This is a genomic window from Tundrisphaera macrotermitis (genome assembly GCF_051175315.1).
Lineage (GTDB): Bacteria > Planctomycetota > Planctomycetia > Isosphaerales > Isosphaeraceae > Tundrisphaera.
Genome location: NZ_CP195100.1, coordinates 5,805,966 through 5,825,987, shown reverse-complemented (window position 1 = coordinate 5,825,987; position 20,022 = coordinate 5,805,966). Strand labels below are relative to the sequence as shown.

Here is a 20,022-nt window from a genome sequence, read left to right as displayed (position 1 = left end):
TCGAAAGGATCCGAACCATGAGGCGTCGTCGCCGCGGTTTCACCCTGATCGAACTCTTGGTGGTGATCAGCATCATCGGGGTCCTGATCGGCCTCCTGCTCCCGGCCGTCCAGGCGGCCCGCCGATCGGCCCGCCGCATGCAATGTGCGAGCAACCTGCATAACGTGGGTCTCGCCCTCCAGGGATTCCTCACCGCCAAGAATGCTTACCCCTCGGCGGGCGTATTCCACGAGACTGGGACGCCGGGAGACACGGCCTCGGACTCGATCATCGCGTCGGCCATCCTTACCCCGGCCACATCGTTCAAGACCGCTACCGGCACGACGGCCGCGACCGCCTTGTATAGCTGGGTGGTCGAGGTACTGCCGTATCTTGACAATCAAGATCTGTACAACGGTTTCAACCGGAACGCCGGTTACCTGAATCCCACGGTCAATCCCGGCACCGTGATGAGCAACTCCTCCGTGACCAACACGGCGATCGCGGTCCTCCGCTGCCCGGATGACCTGAACTCGAGCCCCGGCGATGGAAACCTCTCCTATCTGGCCAATTTGGGATTCAGCCGATTCGCCGGCGATCCCTCGATCGGATGGGTCGGGACGTCCGAGGGGGGCGCTACCGGCGGCGGGGGGATGGCCGTCGCGAAGGTGGGCGATGTCGTCTGGGGTCCGGGCAACGCTCAGAAGACCTCCGCGATGTTCCTCACCAGCGATCTCGGCTCGTTCTCCTGGGATTTCAAGACCACGGCGTCCAGCATGTATGACGGCGCCAGCAACACGATCGTGGTGGCGGAGAGCGTCCAGGGTGGTGCCTCCCCCGGACTGACCGCGACGACCGGCTCGGCCCGCACCAACTGGGGCTGCCCGCACCCGAACTACTGCGGCTTCATCGCCTCGGACAACGTCGCCAACGGCAATGGTGGGACCGGTGGCGTCTTCGTCCCGACGACGCCGACCGACGACTCCGGCACGAACTGGAAGTTTGCCAACAACCAGTCCACGCTCGAGGCCATCAATACCGGCCTGAACTTCGCCGAGAAGGGCACCTCGCCGTTCCCGTCGAGCTTCCACACCGGGGGCGTCAACATGCTCTTCGGCGACGGTGCGGCCCGTTTCATCAGCGATCGCATCGACGGGGTCGTGTACTCCAAGCTCATCACCCCCGCCGGCGGCCGCCTGCCGTTGGCCTTCCGCCAGCTGCCGGTCAGCGGCGACGCCTTCGGCCAGTGATCCTCGTCGGCAGGACCGCTTAGGACGATTCGACTCACTCGGATCTCCGGACCCCCATCCGACGCCTTCGGGAAGTCGGATGGGGGTTTGCATGCGCACGCGGGTGGCAGGTGGAAATCATGTTCAATCTCTTTGATCGGGTCATTTCATCATCAGGCGATCCGATGCGTTGCCGGTCCGAGGATTCTCTGACCAGGGCCCGCGAGCTCGACGGCGGCGACTTACCCTCGCCCCTGTCCTCCGGACGCCGCATAGGATTGTGATTTGTGATGTCTTGATTGTCGGTTGATGGGGATCTTTTCTTGCAATCGGGTCTGGTTGACAGCGATGGTGCGAACGCTAGAATCGGCGGTTCGGCGTATGCCGCGAGGATTGAAGAGTCGGTCGGCCAATCGTCGACCCGGGGAGGAGACCCGCCATGCTTCGCCGGTGCCTCGGAACGCTGGGGCTGAGCCTGGCGCTAGCTCTGGTGCTGACTTCTGGCGCCTCATTGGCCCAGGACCCCGCCATACCGTCGCCGGTCACCACTCCGGTCGATGTCTCGCAGGAGACCATCGCGCCGGCGGCGCGGGCCGCGGGGACGAAGCCGGCAGCCACCGGCGTCGGTCGTCAGAGCATCCTCACTCTGTTCAAATCCGCCAACCCGATGTTGTTGCTGCTCGGGCTGTGCTCGATCGTCACGGTCGGGTACACGCTGGAGCGGCTGGTGGCGTTGCGTCGTGGCCGGGTCATCCCGAAAGACTTCGTCCACCGCTTCACCGAACGACTCTCCGGTGGCAAGCTCGATCGCGATCGGGCCGCCGAGTTGTGCCGTTCTAATGAGAGTGCCGTGGCCCGCGTGTTCGGCCATGTGGTCCGCTACTGGGGCCAGCCGGCCGCGACGATCCGCCAGGCCGTCGACCACGATGCCGCCCGCGAGGTCGCGGATCTCAAGCGCAACATCCGCGTCCTGAACGGGACGGCGACGCTCGCCCCGTTGCTCGGGCTGCTGGGCACGGTGATCGGCATGATCCAGTCGTTCGACGCGATCGGCGGCCGGGCCGGAGGGGCCAAGGGGGAATTGCTGGCCCAGGGCATCAGCCTGGCGCTGATCTCCACGGCCGTCGGGCTGGGGATCGCCGTGGTCTCGGTGGCCGTCTATTACTTCCTGCTCAACCGCGTCGATGTGCTGGTCCGGGAACTGGACGATCACGCCCGATCGGCAATCGACCTGGTCTGCGCCGAGGCGCTGCGACCGGCCATGGATCGGCGGATCGACCATGCCCGATCCGAGTCGAGGCTGCACTGAGCGCCCGGCCTGCCCGCTGGCCCCCGGAGTCCTGGGATGATCTCGGATCGCCACCAAGTCGACGAGCTGCCCAACATCAACATGACCCCGATGGTCGACATCGTCCTCTGCCTGCTCGTCTTCTTCATGGCGGCGACGAAGCTCTACGACTGGGATGAGAACGAGTTCTCGGTGAAAGTCCCGGAGGTCGCCGCGGCGGCCCCGATGACCGCGGCCCCCGAAGATTTGACGCTGACGGTCGTCGCCCCGGGCCGGATCGTCCTGGAGGACCGGACGCTCGACCTCCCCGCCCTGGATAAGGCTTTGCGCGAGGCCCGATCCCGCTACGCCGACCAGGCGGTGACGATCCGGGCGGATGCCCGGCTCGACTATCAGGACGTGGCCGACGTGCTCTCCGCCTGCCACTCCGCCGGCATCCGCAACGTCGGGCTGCCGGTCCGACCTCGCGATGACTCATCCTCGCGCTGAACCATCGGCTTCGCGACCGATCCTCCTTCTTGATTCGCATCGAATCGAATCCCACCTGGAGCCCGGAATGGCCTTCCTTCAGCAGCTTTTTGAAACGCTCCTGCATCTCAGCCCGGAATCGATCAATACCCTGGCCCAGTCGGTGGGCCCCTGGCTTTATGTCATCCTGTTCGCAATCGTCTTCGCCGAGACCGGGCTGGTCGTCGTGCCCTTCCTGCCCGGCGACTCGCTCCTGTTCGCCGTCGGCGCCGTGGCCGCCAGCCCGGGCTCGCCCATCAACCTCGGCCTGACCATGATCTTGCTGCTGGTCGCCGCGGTGGTGGGAGACGCCGTGAACTATGCCATCGGCAAGCGGATCGGTCCCCGTGTTTTTTCTCGCGACGACTCCTGGCTGCTCAACAAGAAGCACCTGACCGAAGCCCAGGCATTCTACGACCGCTACGGCGGCAAGACGATCATCCTGGCTCGGTTCGTGCCGATCATCCGCACCTTCGCCCCGTTCGTCGCCGGCATCGGCCGGATGAACTATGCCCGGTTCGCCGCCTTCAACGTCATCGGCGCGGTGGCCTGGGTGGCGGGATTCCTCGGCGCAGGTTGGTGGTTCGGGGGCCGGGAGGTGGTGAAGAAGAACTTCCACCTGGTGATCGTGGCCATCATCCTGATCTCGGTCATCCCAGCCCTCTTCGAGTTCGCCAAGGGTTGGCTCGCCGCCCGTCGCGGCCGTTCGGCGATCGTCGAGGCGACCTCGCTCGAACCGACCCTGGTGCCCGATGAGCCCGAGGTCGTCTGACGGCGTCAGACCCGGGTCCCGCCTCCTTCCGGGTGCCGCAGGCGGATCGGAGGCAGCCCGGACGGGTCGGAGGACGGGTCCGCGAAGACCCGGGTCCGCCGCCGGGCGAGGTCGACATGGCCGGGGATCGGGAACGATTCACCGTCCCTCGCCGCGGGGAATCGCACCACGATCTCGCCATCATCGGGCGAGAGTGGGACGGTCCGCGGGTGGGCGACCAGTGCGGTGGGCGGGATCGTCGCCCCGGCCGGGTCGGTGCGGAAGCTCACCGACCAAGCCCGCCCTGGGAACATGGGTCGGCGGAGGACGTAGGAGACCGTGACCTCCGGATTCGGCCCGGGGACCACGGTGCGAGCGGTCGGCTCCAGCCCGGGCGAGACGATCTCTTCCCCCCGGGCCGACACGACGCTGAAAACGGCCAGGTGCCACGGGCCATTCGATGTGGGCGGCAAGGTCATCGCCAGGTATCCCAGCCGACCGTATTCGGAGTCGGCCACGCTCGTCACGATCGCCTCGGGGTCGTCCGGGCCGCTCGGTGGCACCCCGGCACGGGCCGCCACGCGAGATTCGGTCCCGTGGGGGCTCCATCGCCAGCGGAGGTGGACCCGACCGCCGTTCCCCGCCCGGACCGCCCGGAGGTCGGAGGGGTCGGCCACGCAGGAATAGCGGGCCGGGTGGCCGACCGTCGCGCCGCCCGCCCCGATCGCGATCGGCGTGTAGACGCAGAGACCGGCCGGCGGCGGGGATTCGTCGATGGCATGATCATCGCCCATCACATCGATCCATGCCCCTTCCCATCGCGCGGTGGCCGCCAGGGGGAGCCGATCGCCGGGCTGGTGGGGCAGCGCCGAAGCGGTCCGGATCAGCTTGACCGACCCTCGCGCGGGTCTGTCCCAAGCCAGTTGCACCGATCCATGGATGTTCCGCGAAATCGAAGGGGGGCCGATGGCTCCGACCGCCGCCTGGGGCACCGCGGAGATCCCCAGACCTCGGGAGAGATGCTCGGAACCGTCCGGCCCGCGATAGATCGCGGTGACGAGGTAGTGGTAGGTCCGCCCATCGATCAACCCTCGGTCGATGGCCTCGCCATCGGTGGCGGGGATCGGCTCGCCGTCCCGCGCATGGGCGGGGCGATGGCTGAGATTGCGGGTGACGCGAACCTCGTAGGCTCGCTGGGGGACATTCCAGGTGAGGCGAATTTCGCCGGTGCGGGCTTCGGCGGCCAGGTTCATGACCTCCGGGACGATCATGACGGGGCCGGCCGCCGCCGGGGTGCCCGAGATGGCCTCGCCCCGGACGGAGAAGACGGCATAGCCGACCGAATCCCCGGCCGTCACCGTGGGATCTTCGACCTCGGCCTCGGCCGTTTCGGCGATCACGACCCCGTCGTTGGGGAGAGTCGGTCGGCCGTCTCGCTTCCGGACGACGCGGAATCGAATCGGCCCGATCGGGTCGGGGGCCGGCGCGGTCCATCTCAGGCGGACCCGGTCGAGGTCGAAATCCGCGACCAACCCGGCGGGAGGTTCCGGCGGGCATCGCCGCAACCCCTGGAGCGCGTCGTCGAGGTCGGCCGAGATGGACAGGGCCTTCTCGAACCAGGCCCGCGCGGAGCGAGGATCCTCGGCCTCGGCGGCCTTGCCCCGGGCGGCCGCGATCTGGGCCATGCGGAGCCCGCGGGCGATCTCGTCCCGGGCCGATGCGAATTCGGCGGAATCATCGGGCACCAGCCGGCCCCAGGCGAGGATCGCCGCGCGGGCCGCGACCAGATGCCTTCGGGCTCGCGCCGTCTCGCAGGAGGTCCGGGCGGCCTCGGCCTGGGCCATCGATCGCCGGATTGACTCGATCCCCTTGCGGGCCCCGGCATGCGTCGGGGCATAGTGGAGGACGCGTTGAAGGTGATCCAGGGAAGCCGCGAAATCGCGATCCAGGTGGGCACGTCGCGCCGCGTCGAGGTGGCGGGCCAGCGGCTCGCGGAATGCCTGGGGGAACCCGCAGGCGCAGCGGGCCTCATCCACCCAACGCTCTTGCTTGCAGGCCGGGCAGTTCCAGCGGAGCGACTTGCGGCAATGCCGGCACTCCGGCCGAGCCCCCGGCGCGTTCAACTCCTCGAATTCCGTCAGTCCCGAGCAGGACCGGCAGCGGAGGTGGCGTGGCGGCTCGATCGAGGCCGAGAACAACCCGAACGCCGCTGCGTCCCGGCCCACGCCGAGGGCCTGGCATCCGCGATCGATCAGGATCAGGGCCCGGTCGGGGGCGATGCCGCGGGCCGCGGCCTCCTCGATCAGCGCAAGCCGCGTCCCGCCGTCGAGCCGGGTCACGCCTTCCAGGGCGAAGGCGATCGCTTCGGCCGCCCGCTCCTCGGCCTCCAGGATCAGCGTCCGGTCATAGCGGGCACGCCGTTCGGGCGTCCCCAGGTGGGTCTGGGCGTGGGAGATGGCTTCCAGCCAGGCGGTCTTCTCCGCCGTCACCTGGGCCTTCTGCATCCACAGGCGACGCTCGGCCCCGGCCCGGTCGGCGATCTCGTCGAGTGGGGCATCCCGCGGGAGGCCGAGGGCATCATAGAGGTCGGACCGATTCAGGTGGACCAGGACCGATGCGATCTGGGTCCGGGTCACCGGGTCGAGCACGTCCGAGGATGGCTCGGGCGCAGCCAGGGTAACCGCTGCTTCCGGCTTCAGATCAGGGAATGGGGCGACCAGGTGGGAGAGGTCGGCAGCATCGACGCCCATCCTGCCGGCTCGCTCGCGGAGTGCATCCCGGTCGGCCTTGGTCAGCCCGCCCTTGGCCGCCCGGAGGCGGACCAGCCGCTGCATGGCATCGAGCCGGGCTTCCCGGTCGGCACGGAGCGAAGCAGTCCGTTCGGCATCATAGGCTGTGCGTGCCTCGGCAGTCCCGAGCAGGCAGCGACGCATCTCCGGGATGCGATCGAGGTAGGATTGGTAGATGTGCTTCGTCTTCGGATTGCGTGTGCCCGACGACCAGACCGGTTGGAGGCGGGCGAGTGCGTTCTCCAGCATGGCCCGGTCCGCGTCGGGATCGACCCCGAGCAAGGCGTAGTAGTCGGGCACGCGATCCGCCACATCCCCCCCGATGGGTTCACTGGTGTCGATTCCGCCCATCCCGGAAGTCGCGGGCGAGATCGCGACGATCCACCGCGGTCGGGACTGGCCGGTTTCAGTTGATCTTGAGCAACTCGACGTCGAAGATGAGGGTCGCATTGGGGGGAATCACGCCGCCCGCACCCCGGGCGCCGTAGCCTTCTTCGGGCGGGATCGTGAGGCGGCGACGCCCCCCGACCTGCATCCCGGCCACCCCGACATCCCACCCCTTGATGACGTGTCCGGCCCCCAGAGGGAAGTCGAACGCCTGGTTGCGGTCGACCGAACTGTCGAACTTGCTCCCGTCGGTCAAGGTGCCGGTGTAGTGGACCGAGACGCGATCGCCGGCCTTGGCCGCCGGGCCCGAACCCACCTGGAGGTCGTCGATCTTGGTCTTGAAGTCTGCCACGGCGCGTCTCCGCCAGTTGCCATTGTGCGATGGGAGGGTTTGGATCGGGAAATCTTACGACCGCCCGGCCCCGCCGACAACCCACCCGGTCCTTCACCGGGCGGGTTCCAGACGTTACTCTGTGGGCCGGGGCGATGGCGGCATCGGCCCATCCCGGGCGTGAACGGTGGGGGCGAGTCGATGTCCAGCGATATCCAGATCACGGTGACCTGCGACGAACATGGCCGGAGCCGGGCGTCATCCGGGTCCAGTTGGGAGCCGATCATCGGCTATTCGCGGGCGATTCGGGTCGGCTCGTCGATCAGCGTTTCGGGGACCCTCGGGACCGAGGCCGACGGCTCTCTATCGTCGACCCCGGGCGAGCAGACCCGCCGGGCGCTGGCGATCATCGTGGCGGCCGTCGAGGCTCTGGGCGGGACGGCGGCCGATATCGTGCGGACCCGGATCTTCGCGACCGACATCAACCAGTGGGAGGAGATCGGGCGGGCCCACGGCACGATCTTCGGGGCGATCCGCCCGGCCACTTCGATGGTCGAGGTGTCACGCCTGATCATCCCCGAGGCACTGGTCGAGATCGAGGCCGACGCGATCTTGGGGACCGGCCAGTGACCGGCCGCGACGGCAAGGAGGAACCGGCCATCCGGGGGATCGACCCGGGTGCACGGATCGGCCACGTCCACCTCAAGGTCGCCGACCTCGAACGGTCGCTCGGCTTCTATTGCGGCGTCCTCGGATTCGAGCTGATCCAGCGGATCGGCCACGAGGCGGCCTTCGTCTCGGCGGGCGGCTACCACCATCACATCGGCCTGAATACCTGGGAAAGCGCGGGCGGGCCGCCCCCGGCGCGGGGGACGACCGGCCTGTACCACCTGGCCATCGTCTATCCCACCCGGATCGCGCTGGCCGACGCCTACCGCCGCGTGGTCTCCGCCCAGATCCCCCTGGAAGGGGCCAGCGACCACGGGGTGAGCGAGTCCCTCTATCTCCGCGACCCGGACGGCAACGGCGTCGAACTCTACTGGGATCGCCCCCGCGACCAGTGGCCGACCGACCCCCAGGGGAGGATCGCCATGGTCACCCATCGGTACGATCCCGAGACGCTCCTGGACCTTCCCCGCGGCGATTGATCCAACTCGCCCGATCCTTCCCGAGAATCAGGCCAAGGTGCGGGGGATGCACCCGCACCTCGGCTCGAATGGTCGGTTCGAATACAGCCGATGTTTCACGGGACATGGAGACGAAGCGGGTCAGGGCAGGGGATTGGCCGACCGCGACTCGGCCGGTTCCATGCCGGACGGTGTCACATGCTTGGGCGGCCCGGACTGGGGCTTGGCATTGATTTTCTGGACCCCGTATTCGACGGGCGGCACATCCGACTTCTCCCCGCAACCGCCCAACCCGACGATAAGCGCCGTCATGGCCCCCGTGACCTGCATGGATCGCATCAACGCATGAACCTCCTAAAGAGTCGAAGATGACGATGACAATGGGCTGAATTGTCCCGGGTTCGGCATGCCGAGTCGCTTGAATTAATAAGAATCGTCCGAGATGACTTCCTGGCCCTTGGACGTCCCCAGGGCGCGCCAGATGTTGATGTTCACCGTGTTCTTGGCAAATCGAACGCTCCCGTCGCACATCAGGGCGTTCACCCCGCCCGGGTGGAAGCTGCGGGCGGCGCTGAAAGCCGGGGCCAAATCGACGCAGGGCGGATTCAAGGCCCTTTCTTTATCGGGGACGCAATAGCCGGGCACGCTGTCGGGCGCAGTCGTGTTCGGTGCCGAGTAGGTATGGAACATGGCACAATTTTGGTCGTCATTGAGGACGTCGCCGCGGTGGTCAACATCCCCATTCCTGTTGCCCCGGGGCGTGGGGCATTTGATCTCGCTCATCATCAGCGTGCTGCTCGTCCCGTCCGCGATCGCCTGGATGCCGAAGGCCTCGTTGGCCGCGAACGGGGCCCCCAGGAATCGCAGCTTCTCGGGGAGCAGCGGCCCGGTGAACGGATCGATATCGGTCCGGGTGCCCTGGTAGAAATGGGTGTTCCCCCAGTTGACCATGTAGTTGCCGTTCATGCGGGTGGTCTGGGCATCGGCGGTCGAGAGGATGAGCGTGGCGTTGGGATCCGAGGGGCAATTGTAGGCGGCGACCTCGGTGCGCATCGCCGTCGTGTTCTCCCACTCGTAGAAGGTGCGGCTGAAATTGATCGCGTTGTACAGGCTGGTCTGTTCGATATGGCCCAGGAGAGTCCAGGCCCAGGTCCTGCGATTCGGGCCGCCGCTGGTCGGGTAGGTGAAGCCGATCCCGGTTCGTCCGATCGGGAACGTCCCGAGGCCGCTGTGGTAATTGTGCATGGCCAGGCCGAGCTGCTTGAGATTGTTGACGCACTGCGAGCGCCGGGCGGCCTCGCGCGCCGCCTGGACGGCCGGCAGCAGGAGCGCGATCAGCACGGCGATGATCGCGATCACCACCAGCAGCTCGATCAGCGTGAAGGCCGGCCGTCGCGCCCGATTCATCTTCGTGAGCATGATGACACTCCCGCGAGACGAGTTCGATTCCTGTCCTGGTGATTCGGCTGGTGGCCTGCGTGCCCGGCCCGGACATCGCATGGAAGGAAATTTGGCGGTTGCCGTGGGCACCGCGCAGGGAGGTTCGATGAGGCGTGATCGGGACGGTGACCGGGCAGGTGGGCCAGCGAAGGCGTGATTTCGACTTCTATCAGGGCCGACCGGGCGATTCCAGTCGCGGATGCGAGAAACCATCGATATTTACCAATCCATATGGGAAATTAATTCCAACTATTCATGCTTCGGGGCCCGGCCGCTCCCCGCCGCCTGCGGGGCCGGCCGGTCGTCGCGAGGCCGCCCGTCGAGACGCCGCGACTGATCGGGTGGACTCGCGGGAAACGCGAATGGGAAACGCCGGTTCGGATTGGATACAATCAAGATGTCGGGCCGCTCAACGTCGGAGTGGCCCGACTGGACCGAAGGAATCTTGATCCCATGGATAACCTGGTCGCCGCGCGGCTCCAGATGGCGGTGTCTCTCGGTTTTCACATGATCTTCGCCGCGATCGGCATCGGGCTGCCGCTCTTGATGGTCCTGGTCGAGCGGCGATGGATCTCGACCGGGCAGCCCCATTACAAGGCCCTGGCGAAGACCTGGGCCAAGGCGACCGGGATCCTGTTCGCGGTCGGCGCGGTCTCCGGGACGGCGCTCTCGTTCGAACTCGGGCTGCTCTGGCCCAAATACATGGAGCTGACCGGCGCGGTGGTGGGCCACATCTTCGGTTTGGAAGGCTACGCCTTCTTCATCGAGGCCATCTTCATCGCACTCTACCTCTACGGGTGGGATCGGCTTTCCCAACGTGCCCACTGGTGGTGCGGGGTCGTCGTGGCAATCAGCGGGATGATCTCCGGGATCTTCATCCTGGGCGTCAACGCCTGGATGCAACTGCCGGTCGGCTTCACGATGGAAGGGGGCAAAGTTGCGGTCTCGGACCCGATCGCGATTTTCAAGCGTCCCGGCTGGTTTTACATGGCCCTGCACTCCACCCTGTCCTGCTACATCGCGGTCTCGTTCGCGGTGGCGGGGGTCTACGCCGCCGCCTGGATCCGAGGGCGACGCGATGCCGCGACCCGGTCGGCGATCCGCCTGAGCCTGGCCGTCGGGGCGATCGTTGCGGTCATGCAGCCGCTGAGCGGCGACTTCCTGGCCAAGTTCGTCTTCGAGACTCAGAAGCCGAAGTTCGCCGCGATGGAAGGGCAGTTCCGCACCCAGAAGCATGCCCCGCTCCGGATCGGCGGCTGGCCGGACGTCGAGGCGGGCGAGACCAAATATGCGATCGAGATCCCTGGCGGGTTGAGTTTTTTGGCCACCCACGACTTCAATGCCGAGGTACCCGGGCTCGATCAGGTACCGAAGGCCGATTGGCCAGCCGTGGAGGTCGTCCACATGGCGTTCCAGGCCATGGTGGGATTCGGCATGGCCCTGATCGGGCTCTCGGCCTGGTTCTGGCTGGCCACCTGGCGTAAGGGGGAAGGGGCCCTGGACGGCTACTGGTTGCCCCGGGCGATCCTCGTTTGCGGCTCCTTCGGATTCCTGGCCCTGGAAACCGGCTGGATCGTGACCGAGGTCGGCCGCCAACCCTGGATCATCAACGGTGTGATGCGGACGAGCGAGTCCGTGACCCCGGCGTCGGGGGTTTCCCTGATGTTCTTCTCGTTCTCGCTGCTCTATTTGATCCTCGGCGTCACGGTCGTGATGCTTCTCCGCGGGCTGCGAGCCGGGGAGCGGGTGATCGCGCCCCAGGAAGATCCGATCCCTACGAATACCCCGGGGGCCTGAGCCGACGATGTCGCACGAACTCTTGATCCATCTGGCCGCCATCCTCGCCCTGACCGGCCTGGCCGCCTACGCCGTGTTCGGCGGGGCCGACTTCGGCGGGGGCGTCTGGGACCTGTTCGCCTTCGGCCCGCGCCGCGACGCCCAACGCGCGGCGATCGCCCATGCGATGGGGCCCGTGTGGGAGGCGAATCACGTCTGGCTGATCTTCGTCGTGGTGGTCCTGTTCACCTGCTTCCCCTACGGATATGCGCCGCTGGGGATCGCGCTGTTCATCCCGTTCCACCTGGCCCTGATCGGGATCATGCTCCGGGGGGCGGCTTTCATCTTCCGGGGATACCGGAGCCAGGCGACGGGCCGCCCGTCCCGATGGGGGGCGGTCTTCGGCGTGACGTCGTTGATCTCGCCGTTCCTGCTCGGGATGGCCTTCGGGGTCGTGACCGAGGGGGGCGTGCACGTCAACCCGGGCGGCGGCGTGACGATGCGTCCGGCTTCGCTGTTCCTGGAACCTTACACGCTGGCGTGCGGCTTCCTCGCCCTCTCGACCTGCGCCTACCTGGCCGCGGTCTACCTGACGGTCGAGACGACGGGCGAGTTGCGAGACGACTTCCGCGGCCACGCCATCCTCTCGGGGACGACGACGGCCATGCTGGCCGCCCTGGTCCTGTTCCTCGCCCACGATCGCGCCGACTGGTTCTTCCGGCAGATCACCGCGCCGAGGGCCTGGCCGATCCTGGCCGTCGGGGGACTGATGTTCGCGGCCTCGGCCTGGGCGGTGTTCGGACGCCGCCACCGCCTGAGCCGATTCTTCGCGGCGGGGCAGGTGGTGCTGATGCTCGCCGGCTGGGGCGTGGCCCAGCGGCCCTACCTGATCTACCCGGACGTCACCATCTACGACGCCGCGGCGCCTCGGGCGACGATCGCCTTCTTGCTGGCGAGCTTCCCATTCGGGGCGGTCTTCCTCATCCCGTCGCTCTGGCTGCTATTCCGGGTCTTCAAAACCACGGAACGGGCGACCAACGCGAGCGAGGTTTCCGCTCGACCGCACTGAGGGGCGGTGAAGCAGATCGAGCCCAGGCCGGCCGGACCTGGGCATTACGATGAAGGCAAGCTGCGGGGAAACGAAAAAGAAACGAGGCCGAGTGGAGCGGAAGGGATTCGAACCCTCTACCTTCGCATTGCGAACGCGACGCTCTCCCAAGTGAGCTACCGCCCCTCGTTCATCTGACCCCGGACAGTCTATCCGCGCGCGGCCGGAGACGCAAGCCCACCGGTCCGAGATGGGCAGATCGGCCCCGGCCCCTTGTCTGGGGTGGGGCCTCGCCCTAATCTCCTGGTGCCGTCGAGTCCGCGTTCCTTCGATGGGATGACCCCAATCATGCGACGAAGCCTGCGCATCACGCCGTTCCTGCTCCTCGGATTCGCGACGCTCGCGCGGTCGGACGAATTCCCGCCCGACCTGGTCCGCTGGGCGCCGATCGCCACAAATCCCGTCTTCACGGGCACCACCCCCGACCGTTGGGATCTCAAGATACGCGAGCGGGGCTGGATCCTGATCGAGGACGGAACATTCCACCTCTGGTACACCGGCTACAACGAGGCAAAGTCTCCGACGCGGTTCCTTGGTCATGCCACTTCAACGGATGGGGTCCGGTGGAACCGCGATCCGGCCAACCCCCTCTCGCCCCCCACGGAATGGGTTGAGGACGTCTGCATCCTCAAGAACGATGGCGTCTACTACATGTTCGCCGAGGGGAAGGGGGACGTCGCCCACCTGCTGACGTCTAAGGATCGCATCCACTGGGACGAACAGGGTCCGTTGGACGTGCGCAAGGTGGATGGGATGCCGATCCCAACCGGCCCCTACGGGACGCCGACCGTCTGGTACGAGGACGGGGTCTGGTCCCTTTTCTACGAACGGGGCGATCGCGGCGTCTGGCTGGCGAGGTCGCGGGATCTGAAGGTTTGGACCAACGTCCAGGACGAGCCCGTCCTGGCGATGGGGCCCGACGCATATGATCGCCACGCCGTCGCCTTCGATCAGATCATCAAGCGTGACGGGGTTTACTATGCCCTGTATCACGCCAATGCCCATGAACCCTGGCAGAAGGATTGGACGACCAACATCGCCCGATCCCGCGACCTGATCCACTGGGAGAAGTACCCGGGCAATCCCCTGGTCCGCAACGACTCGTCCAGCGCGATGTTCGTCGACGTCGACGGCCTCCTCCGGCTCTACACCATGCACCCGGAGATCCGGGCCTTCGAGCCCTTGCCCGCGAAGTAAACTCAACCGATCAAGCATCGCGGCCGCGGGCCGCCGGGAGTCCTGGGACGCCCGGCGTTACCGGCGGGTCGACTCAGAGGGCCGTGGCCCGGATGGCGTCGTCGACCTCGAAGATCGCCTCGACCTCGACGGCCATGCCGTTGGGGAGGGCGGCGACGCCGAAGGCGCTGCGGGCCCCCCGGCCGGGCTCGCCGAAGACCTCGACCATGAGGTTCGAGAAGCCGTTGATGACCTTGGGATGGTCGGTGAAATCCGGGGTGCTGTTGACCAGGCCGAGGACCTTGATGACCCGGACGACCTTGTCCAGCGTCCCCAGGTGGTCGCGGAGGGTCGCCAGGATGGCCAGCCCGGTCTGCCTGGCGGCTGCGGCCCCCGCCTCGATGTCCAGGTCCGCCCCGAGCTTGCCGAGGTGGAGCGTCCCGTCGGGCCTCAGGGGACCGTGGCCCGATACATAGACGAGATTGCCCTGGCGGACGGCCGTCAGGTAGACCGCCATCGGCTTGGGGGCAGGCGGGATCGGCAGGTTCATCGCGGCGAGACGGGCGTCGGCACCCATGGTGCGGCCTTCCTTCGGGATCGGGGAAATGCGGTCGGTTCATTCGGGCCGCCGACGCTAACGCGCCTCGGCCCGAAACGCAACCGCGCGTGATGGCGGTCGGACTCGCTAACAACCTTGACTGGCCCGTATAATCGGGCCCCGAACCTGGAGACCGTTCGCATCGGCCGTGGCCAGCACGGTCGGCCCCCGGGCCCTTCGCCGCCCCGCGTTTCCTCCTCGAATGAGCCCTGATGCCATGAATCGAATCGATCGCCCCGTCTCCGTCGGCCTGATCCAGATGAGGTGCTCGACCGACCCCGACGAGAACCTCCGCCGTGCGTGCGAGATGCTCCGCGAGGCCGCGCATCGGGGCGCCCGGGTCGCCTGCTTGCCCGAATTATTTCGGACCCAGTACTTCTGCCAGGTCGAGGATCACAAATTCTTCGAGCTCGCCGAGCCGATCCCCGGCCCGAGCAGCGAGGCGATCGCCGCCGTGGCCCGGGAAACCGGGATGGTGGTCCTGGGGTCGTTCTTCGAACGAAGGGCGGCGGGCCTCTATCACAACACCTCGGTCGTCTTCGATGCAGACGGCTCGACCCGGGGGATGTACCGCAAGATGCACATCCCCGACGACCCGCTCTACTACGAGAAATTTTATTTCACCCCCGGCGACCTCGGCTTCCAGGCCATCCAGACCAGCCGGGGGACCGTCGGTTCGCTGGTGTGCTGGGACCAGTGGTATCCCGAGGCGGCGCGGCTCACCGCGCTCAAGGGGGCGGAGATTCTGTTCTACCCCACGGCGATCGGGTGGCATCCCGCCGAGAAGGCCGAATACGGTCCGGCCCAGGCCGATGCCTGGCATACCATGCAACGGGCCCATGCGATCAGCAACGGCGTGTTCGTGATGGCCGTGAACCGGATCGGCCACGAGGGGCCCGCCGACGGCGGGATCGAGTTCTGGGGCGGTACGTTCGCCGTCGATCCCTTCGGCCGCGTCCTGGGCCGCCTGGGCCACGACGTCGAGGATATCCTGATCGTCGAGTGCGACCCGAAGCTGATCGAGGTCACCCGCCAGCACTGGCCGTTCCTCCGGGATCGGCGGATCGACGCCTACGGGCCGATCACGCAACGGTTCGGCAACTGACCCATGCCCGAGAGATTCACCCACCAGACAGCTTCGCGGAGCCCATCGCCGATGCCCGAGCCCGACAACGAGACGCCCGCCGCACTCGGCTACCGGATGCCCGCCGAATGGGAGCCGCATCGGGCCACCTGGATCGCCTGGCCCCACAACCGCGAGGACTGGCCCGGCAAGTTCGGCCCGATCCGGTGGGTCTACGCCGAGATCGTCCGCCACCTGAGCCGGGTCGAAAGGGTCGAGATCCTGGTCCAGGGGGCCAAGGAGGAAGCGAAAGCCCGCAAGATCCTGGCGAAGGCCGGGGTGAACCCGGCCGCGGTCGGCTTCCATCGCGTCCGGACGGATCGCGTCTGGACCAGGGACTCGGGGCCCTCCTTCGTCATCAAGGACGGCGCGGTCGGCGACGAACGCCTGGGCCTGGTCCACTGGAAATTCAACGCCTGGGCGAAGTACGACAATCACCTGGCGGATCGGAAGGTCCCCCGCGCCCTGGCCCGGATCCTCGGCGCCCGGCGCTGGGTGCCGAAAGCGGCGGTGCCCGGCATCCCCGAGCCCGTCCGCATCGTTCTGGAGGGGGGGGCCATCGACGTCAATGGCCGGGGGACGGTGCTGACCACCGAAGAGTGCCTTCTGAGCCCGATCCAGGCCCGCAACCCCAAGCTAAATCGAAGCGACGCCGAGAAATTCCTGGCGGACTATCTCGGCGCCCACCACGTCATCTGGCTGGGCCGGGGGATCGTGGGCGATGACACCCACGGCCATGTCGACGACCTGGCCCGGTTCGTCGCGCCCGACACCGTGGTGATCGCGTCCGAGCCCGATCCGTCCGACGAGAACCACGAGATCCTGCGGGAGAACCGGATCCGTCTTGAGGCCGCCGTTGACCAGGACGGCAAGCCGCTCCGCGTGGTCGAGCTGCCGATGCCGGCGCCGGTGATCTTCGACGGCCAGAGGCTGCCAGCCAGCTACGCCAACTTCTTGATCGCCAACGGCCTGGTCCTGGTGCCGACCTTCAACGATCCGGCCGATCGGGAGGCCCTGGGCATCCTCGCCTCCCTATTCCCCGATCGCCATGTGGTCGGCATCCACGCGGTCGACCTGGTCTGGGGGCTCGGCACGATTCACTGCATGACCCAGCAAGAACCGGCTTGAATCGTCCCTGCCGGCCGGCTCCTCGAAACGGGGCCGGCCCGGAGGTCCCGGCCCACGACCGACACCGCGTCTTCCCCCCCGGGGACGCGAAGCCAAGCCGCAGGCCGGGACCACCGGGCCGGCGCGACGAAGATAGGGCTTGCCGCCCTATTTATCAAGTCGGGAATGAAGGAATGACCGCCTCGGCGAGCAGGTTGGACAACGGGATTCCGATCGTAACGCTGAACGAGAAAGTCAGCCCACACGTGGCGGGCATAAGGTGCGTAGGGCTCGCCTCCGGAATGGCCGGTTGCTAGACGGCAAGGTCGACGACGGACGACGTCGCTCCACATAGGGCGGTGCACAGGACGTACTGCCACAGCGCCGATGTTGCCGCGTCGCGTAGCTGAACGAATGAGCCACCATGGTCCCTAATGTCGCAGACGAGTCGGAGCTGCCAGGCCGAAGTGGATGAACGGCCGCCCGGCATTCTTCGGATCGGGCAGCTGGTTCGCGACGGTCATGCCCATTCCCGTGAGGAAAAGGCAGAGCAACCCCTGGAGAAATTTGATGAAGACATCATCGTCATTCTGGGTCACCTGGACCCCTTGTTTCCAGCTGATATACCCAATAATGCCCCCCCCGAATAGAAGAAACAACCCCGGATTAAGAAAAACCTCATGGAGCCTCTCTCCGCCGAGCCATCCCATGGCCTTCCGATGCCGCAAGAACTCGTTCACCAGGGCGATTTCCCCCATCTCCTTTGACACCGGTGTCGCCGTTGTCGTGGCCGGAATGGTGCCCCTGTGGCAAGGTTCAGAACCGAACTTTCGGGGCATGTAGCCCAGTGCGACCCTCCCCTTGTTGCGGAAACGGGAGATTTGGATGAGTGGGACCAGTCATCCTGGGATCACCATCACGGATTGGATGATCAGCGCGTATGACGCCTGCGTGTCGTCCTCGCCATTGCTTCCAATCTTGCGAGATCACCAGGAAGATCGTGGAGCCCAGGAAGAGGGCCTGAAAAACTTGAACTCGACCCGGAGGAACGGGACAGATATTCCGTCAGAAGACGTTTTAGAATGGTTTAAGAAGAATGTGGAGGGTGTGGACTTGGAATTCAGGGGACATCCCCGGAGCATCCTTTCGGATCTCAGTCGACGAAATGTATGCACTCGCCCTTGTTGATCCGGAAGTGGCACCCCCGCTCCTGCCAACCCCCGAGCACGACCATCATGGGACGGTTGGACTGCTCGTATACGGGCAGGTGGACATGTCCCAGGATCACGAGATCGTAGAGGTCCCGCAGCCCCGCGACATGCTCGCGATAGGCGGATATGCCCCGCCGATCGAACTTGGCCTGATTGCGCCGATTGGTCCGGTTCAACAGGCCGTCGAGGGCATTGGCGGCGAGATCGGGCAGGAGTCGAAAGCCTCCAAGGAACGTCCGGCTATTCAGAAGCTTCTTCCACGGGGTCGCAGCCTTGAGCAGATGTCCGTGGACGGCCAGGATGCGAAGCCCATCCCTCTCGAACTCCAGGGCATCCCGGACGAATCGGGCCCCGAGGGTCGATTCATAGAACGGCCCGAGCCAGGCGTCGTGGTTGCCTGCGAGGATCGTGAGCGAGCCCCCGCGAGCCCTAAACGAAGCCAGGGCGGCCAGGCCGGCGCAACGCAGGGGAGATCCGTCGAGCTGCCGCGAGGCGAACCAGAAGTCGCACAAGTCCCCGACGATTGTGAGGTCGTCCTCCGGCCCCAATCCTTCAACGAATCGGGCGAGGCGGTCCGCTCGATCGGGGAAATCGTATCGAAGGTGGACGTCGCTCAGGAAATATGACGGCACGGCTGCCATTCTCCGGTGGACCGACGGCCCCGTTGGCTCAGCCCTGTTCCCAGGGGAATCCGGCGACGGCCCCCGCGGCGGAGCGGCGTCTCGGGGCGGGCTTCACCCTCAGGTCGGGGTAGGCCAGCCCTTCGGTGGCCGCATGGATGGCGACCCTCCGCCCGGCGGCCTTCACCGACTCGCGTGCCGTCCGGATCGCCAGGGCGGGCCGATTGCATTGATCGCTGAGGTGGAGCAGGATCAGATCCCGCACGGCCCCCTGGTTCGACCGCGACAGGACGGCGGAAACCAGCCCCGAACCCTGATCATTGGAGAGATGCCCGCGCCGGCCCAGGTTGCGATAGATCAGGTAGGGGGCCCGGCCCGACTCCTTCTGCATGGCGACGTCGTGGTTGAATTCCACCCCCAGGACGTCGACGTCGGCCATCGCGTCGGCGTTGGCCTCGGTCCAGCACCCCGTGTCGGTCATGTACCCCAGGGCCACCGGGCGTTTGCCCTTGTCGCCCCGGATCTCGATCCGGAACCCGAACGTCGGCCCTCCGTCGTGGCTGAGTGGGACCGGCTCCACCCGCTGGCCGGTCGGGGCCATGAACGGACGATCGTCATAATGCCGGATCAGGCCGGCGGCATCCAACTCGCGAAACCCGGGCTTGTCCCCGAGGCGTTCGCGATGCGACTCGTGGCAATACAGCGAGATCTTCCACCGGGCCATGAGCCGCAGCGTGGCAGGATGGGCGTGATCGCCGTGGGTGTGGGTGAGGACGACCGAGCCGATCCGGCTCAGGCTCGAACCCACGCCTACCAACCGGGCGTTCAGTTCGCGGGGCCCGATGCCGAAATCGATGAGCATCCCGGCGTGGCCGGATTGCACCAGGCTCGCGTTCCCCCGCGAGCCGCTGGATAGGACGGCAAATTGGATCGACATCGGCTCCGAGATCCCTCCCGGCCGGGCAGGCCCAACCTCCAACGATACGGCCTTACAGTGTAATCCGACCGGTGCCCTGCGGCAAGGCGACGATGGGCCGGGTAGATCAACGCCCCGCCAGGAACCACTGAAGGGATCGCATCCCGTCGAGGATCTGCCCGACGCGCTCTCGGGACAGCGTCCCGATGTAGTCTCCCAGGTCTTCCTTTCGCACCGCGGACACCTGTGCCACGACCACGATGCTCGGCTTCGGCAGGTTTCCTTCGCCGGGGTCGAGTTGGACGTTCCCGGGCTCCGCGGCCCTCTTGCGGTTGGTCGTCAGGCCGCAGACGACCACAGTCCGCACCCGGCTCTGGTTGATCGCGTCGTCCTGGATGACCACGTGGGGATGGGTGATCCCGGTGCCGTGGCCGTCGGCCTCGTCGAGCGGGGCCCAGAAGATGTCACCCTGGCGGATTGTCATCCGATCCCCTCTGATTCGTGCCCCGATCCCGGTCGGACATCGGTCCTCGGCCGGGAACTTCTTGACGGGGGGAGG

Annotated in this window: 21 protein-coding genes and 1 tRNA gene; 11 read left to right on the top strand and 11 right to left on the bottom strand. The window is 66.7% G+C overall.

Annotated features, from left to right (window positions below; genetic code table 11):
• The first annotated feature begins 17 nt into the window (after positions 1-17).
• From TA3x_RS23565 to TA3x_RS23550, 4 genes are all read left to right on the top strand, one after another.
• Entirely contained in the window at positions 18-1,229 is a 1,212-nt protein-coding gene (locus tag TA3x_RS23565; RefSeq protein ID WP_435017120.1) for a DUF1559 domain-containing protein, read from the top strand.
• Between the two features lie 418 nt (positions 1,230-1,647).
• Positions 1,648-2,517 (top strand): MotA/TolQ/ExbB proton channel family protein, encoded by an 870-nt coding sequence (locus TA3x_RS23560; protein WP_435017119.1) that lies wholly within the window; start codon positions 1,648-1,650, stop codon positions 2,515-2,517.
• Positions 2,518-2,553: 36 nt separating this feature from the next.
• On the top strand, positions 2,554-2,985 hold the full coding sequence (locus tag TA3x_RS23555; RefSeq protein WP_435017118.1) for an ExbD/TolR family protein: 432 nt from the start codon (positions 2,554-2,556) through the stop codon (positions 2,983-2,985).
• A gap of 67 nt (positions 2,986-3,052) precedes the next feature.
• The gene (locus TA3x_RS23550; protein ID WP_435017117.1) at positions 3,053-3,775 is read left to right on the top strand and encodes a DedA family protein; all 723 of its coding nucleotides are present in this window, start codon (positions 3,053-3,055) and stop codon (positions 3,773-3,775) included.
• A gap of 5 nt (positions 3,776-3,780) precedes the next feature.
• Here the strand turns inward: TA3x_RS23550 and TA3x_RS23545 are convergent, their stop codons facing one another.
• Positions 3,781-6,843: a hypothetical protein gene (locus TA3x_RS23545; RefSeq protein ID WP_435017116.1), complete on the bottom strand. Its 3,063-nt coding sequence runs from the start codon at positions 6,841-6,843 to the stop codon at positions 3,781-3,783.
• Positions 6,844-6,949: 106 nt separating this feature from the next.
• Entirely contained in the window at positions 6,950-7,282 is a 333-nt protein-coding gene (locus TA3x_RS23540; protein ID WP_435017115.1) for an FKBP-type peptidyl-prolyl cis-trans isomerase, read from the bottom strand.
• A gap of 180 nt (positions 7,283-7,462) precedes the next feature.
• On the opposite strand from TA3x_RS23540, the gene TA3x_RS23535 reads away from it, so the two are divergent.
• Both TA3x_RS23535 and TA3x_RS23530 read left to right on the top strand, forming a co-directional pair.
• Positions 7,463-7,891: a RidA family protein gene (locus TA3x_RS23535; protein WP_435017114.1), complete on the top strand. Its 429-nt coding sequence runs from the start codon at positions 7,463-7,465 to the stop codon at positions 7,889-7,891.
• On the top strand, positions 7,888-8,409 hold the full coding sequence (locus TA3x_RS23530; RefSeq protein ID WP_435017113.1) for a VOC family protein: 522 nt from the start codon (positions 7,888-7,890) through the stop codon (positions 8,407-8,409). The genes TA3x_RS23535 and TA3x_RS23530 overlap by 4 nt, the downstream gene beginning before the upstream one ends.
• Positions 8,410-8,529: 120 nt before the next feature.
• Here the strand turns inward: TA3x_RS23530 and TA3x_RS23525 are convergent, their stop codons facing one another.
• Together TA3x_RS23525 and TA3x_RS23520 are read right to left on the bottom strand one after the other, a co-directional pair.
• Positions 8,530-8,730: a hypothetical protein gene (locus TA3x_RS23525; protein WP_435017112.1), complete on the bottom strand. Its 201-nt coding sequence runs from the start codon at positions 8,728-8,730 to the stop codon at positions 8,530-8,532.
• 81 nt (positions 8,731-8,811) lie between these two features.
• Entirely contained in the window at positions 8,812-9,807 is a 996-nt protein-coding gene (locus TA3x_RS23520) for a DUF1559 domain-containing protein (RefSeq protein WP_435017111.1), read from the bottom strand.
• 474 nt (positions 9,808-10,281) lie between these two features.
• Here TA3x_RS23520 and TA3x_RS23515 point away from each other — a divergent pair, with 474 nt between their 5' ends.
• Together TA3x_RS23515 and TA3x_RS23510 are read left to right on the top strand one after the other, a co-directional pair.
• Positions 10,282-11,625, top strand: coding sequence for a cytochrome ubiquinol oxidase subunit I (locus TA3x_RS23515; RefSeq protein WP_435017110.1), 1,344 nt, complete (start codon positions 10,282-10,284; stop codon positions 11,623-11,625).
• A gap of 7 nt (positions 11,626-11,632) precedes the next feature.
• A complete protein-coding gene (locus tag TA3x_RS23510; protein WP_435017109.1) occupies positions 11,633-12,673 on the top strand; it encodes a cytochrome d ubiquinol oxidase subunit II in 1,041 nt (346 codons plus the stop codon).
• Between the two features lie 92 nt (positions 12,674-12,765).
• On the opposite strand, the gene TA3x_RS23505 is transcribed toward TA3x_RS23510, so the two are convergent.
• A tRNA-Ala gene (locus TA3x_RS23505) sits at positions 12,766-12,838 on the bottom strand.
• Positions 12,839-13,000: 162 nt separating this feature from the next.
• Between TA3x_RS23505 and TA3x_RS23500 the strand changes: the two genes are divergently transcribed.
• Positions 13,001-13,909 (top strand): glycosylase, encoded by a 909-nt coding sequence (locus TA3x_RS23500; protein ID WP_435017108.1) that lies wholly within the window; start codon positions 13,001-13,003, stop codon positions 13,907-13,909.
• Positions 13,910-13,982: 73 nt separating this feature from the next.
• Here the strand turns inward: TA3x_RS23500 and TA3x_RS23495 are convergent, their stop codons facing one another.
• Entirely contained in the window at positions 13,983-14,465 is a 483-nt protein-coding gene (locus tag TA3x_RS23495; RefSeq protein ID WP_435017107.1) for a RidA family protein, read from the bottom strand.
• A 238-nt stretch (positions 14,466-14,703) separates the two neighbouring features.
• Between TA3x_RS23495 and TA3x_RS23490 the strand changes: the two genes are divergently transcribed.
• Both TA3x_RS23490 and TA3x_RS23485 read left to right on the top strand, forming a co-directional pair.
• Positions 14,704-15,591: a carbon-nitrogen hydrolase gene (locus tag TA3x_RS23490; protein ID WP_435017106.1), complete on the top strand. Its 888-nt coding sequence runs from the start codon at positions 14,704-14,706 to the stop codon at positions 15,589-15,591.
• 51 nt (positions 15,592-15,642) lie between these two features.
• On the top strand, positions 15,643-16,737 hold the full coding sequence (locus tag TA3x_RS23485) for an agmatine deiminase family protein (RefSeq protein ID WP_435017105.1): 1,095 nt from the start codon (positions 15,643-15,645) through the stop codon (positions 16,735-16,737).
• Positions 16,738-16,891: 154 nt separating this feature from the next.
• Here TA3x_RS23485 and TA3x_RS23480 read toward each other — a convergent pair whose 3' ends face one another.
• The 5 genes from TA3x_RS23480 to TA3x_RS23460 all read right to left on the bottom strand — a co-directional run bounded on the left by TA3x_RS23480 (position 16,892) and on the right by TA3x_RS23460 (position 19,947).
• A complete protein-coding gene (locus TA3x_RS23480; RefSeq protein ID WP_435022421.1) occupies positions 16,892-17,020 on the bottom strand; it encodes a hypothetical protein in 129 nt (42 codons plus the stop codon).
• A 127-nt stretch (positions 17,021-17,147) separates the two neighbouring features.
• Complete coding sequence (locus TA3x_RS23475) at positions 17,148-17,456, bottom strand: sodium-dependent bicarbonate transport family permease (RefSeq protein WP_435017104.1); 309 nt, start codon at positions 17,454-17,456, stop codon at positions 17,148-17,150.
• Positions 17,457-17,869: 413 nt separating this feature from the next.
• On the bottom strand, positions 17,870-18,568 hold the full coding sequence (locus TA3x_RS23470) for a UDP-2,3-diacylglucosamine diphosphatase (RefSeq protein ID WP_435017103.1): 699 nt from the start codon (positions 18,566-18,568) through the stop codon (positions 17,870-17,872).
• Between the two features lie 28 nt (positions 18,569-18,596).
• Positions 18,597-19,484 carry an MBL fold metallo-hydrolase gene (locus tag TA3x_RS23465; protein WP_435017102.1) on the bottom strand — a complete coding sequence of 296 codons (888 nt, stop codon included), beginning with the start codon at positions 19,482-19,484 and terminating at the stop codon, positions 18,597-18,599.
• 106 nt (positions 19,485-19,590) lie between these two features.
• Positions 19,591-19,947, bottom strand: a complete 357-nt coding sequence (locus TA3x_RS23460; protein ID WP_435017101.1) for a type II toxin-antitoxin system PemK/MazF family toxin — start codon at positions 19,945-19,947, stop codon at positions 19,591-19,593.
• Positions 19,948-20,022 lie beyond the last annotated feature (75 nt).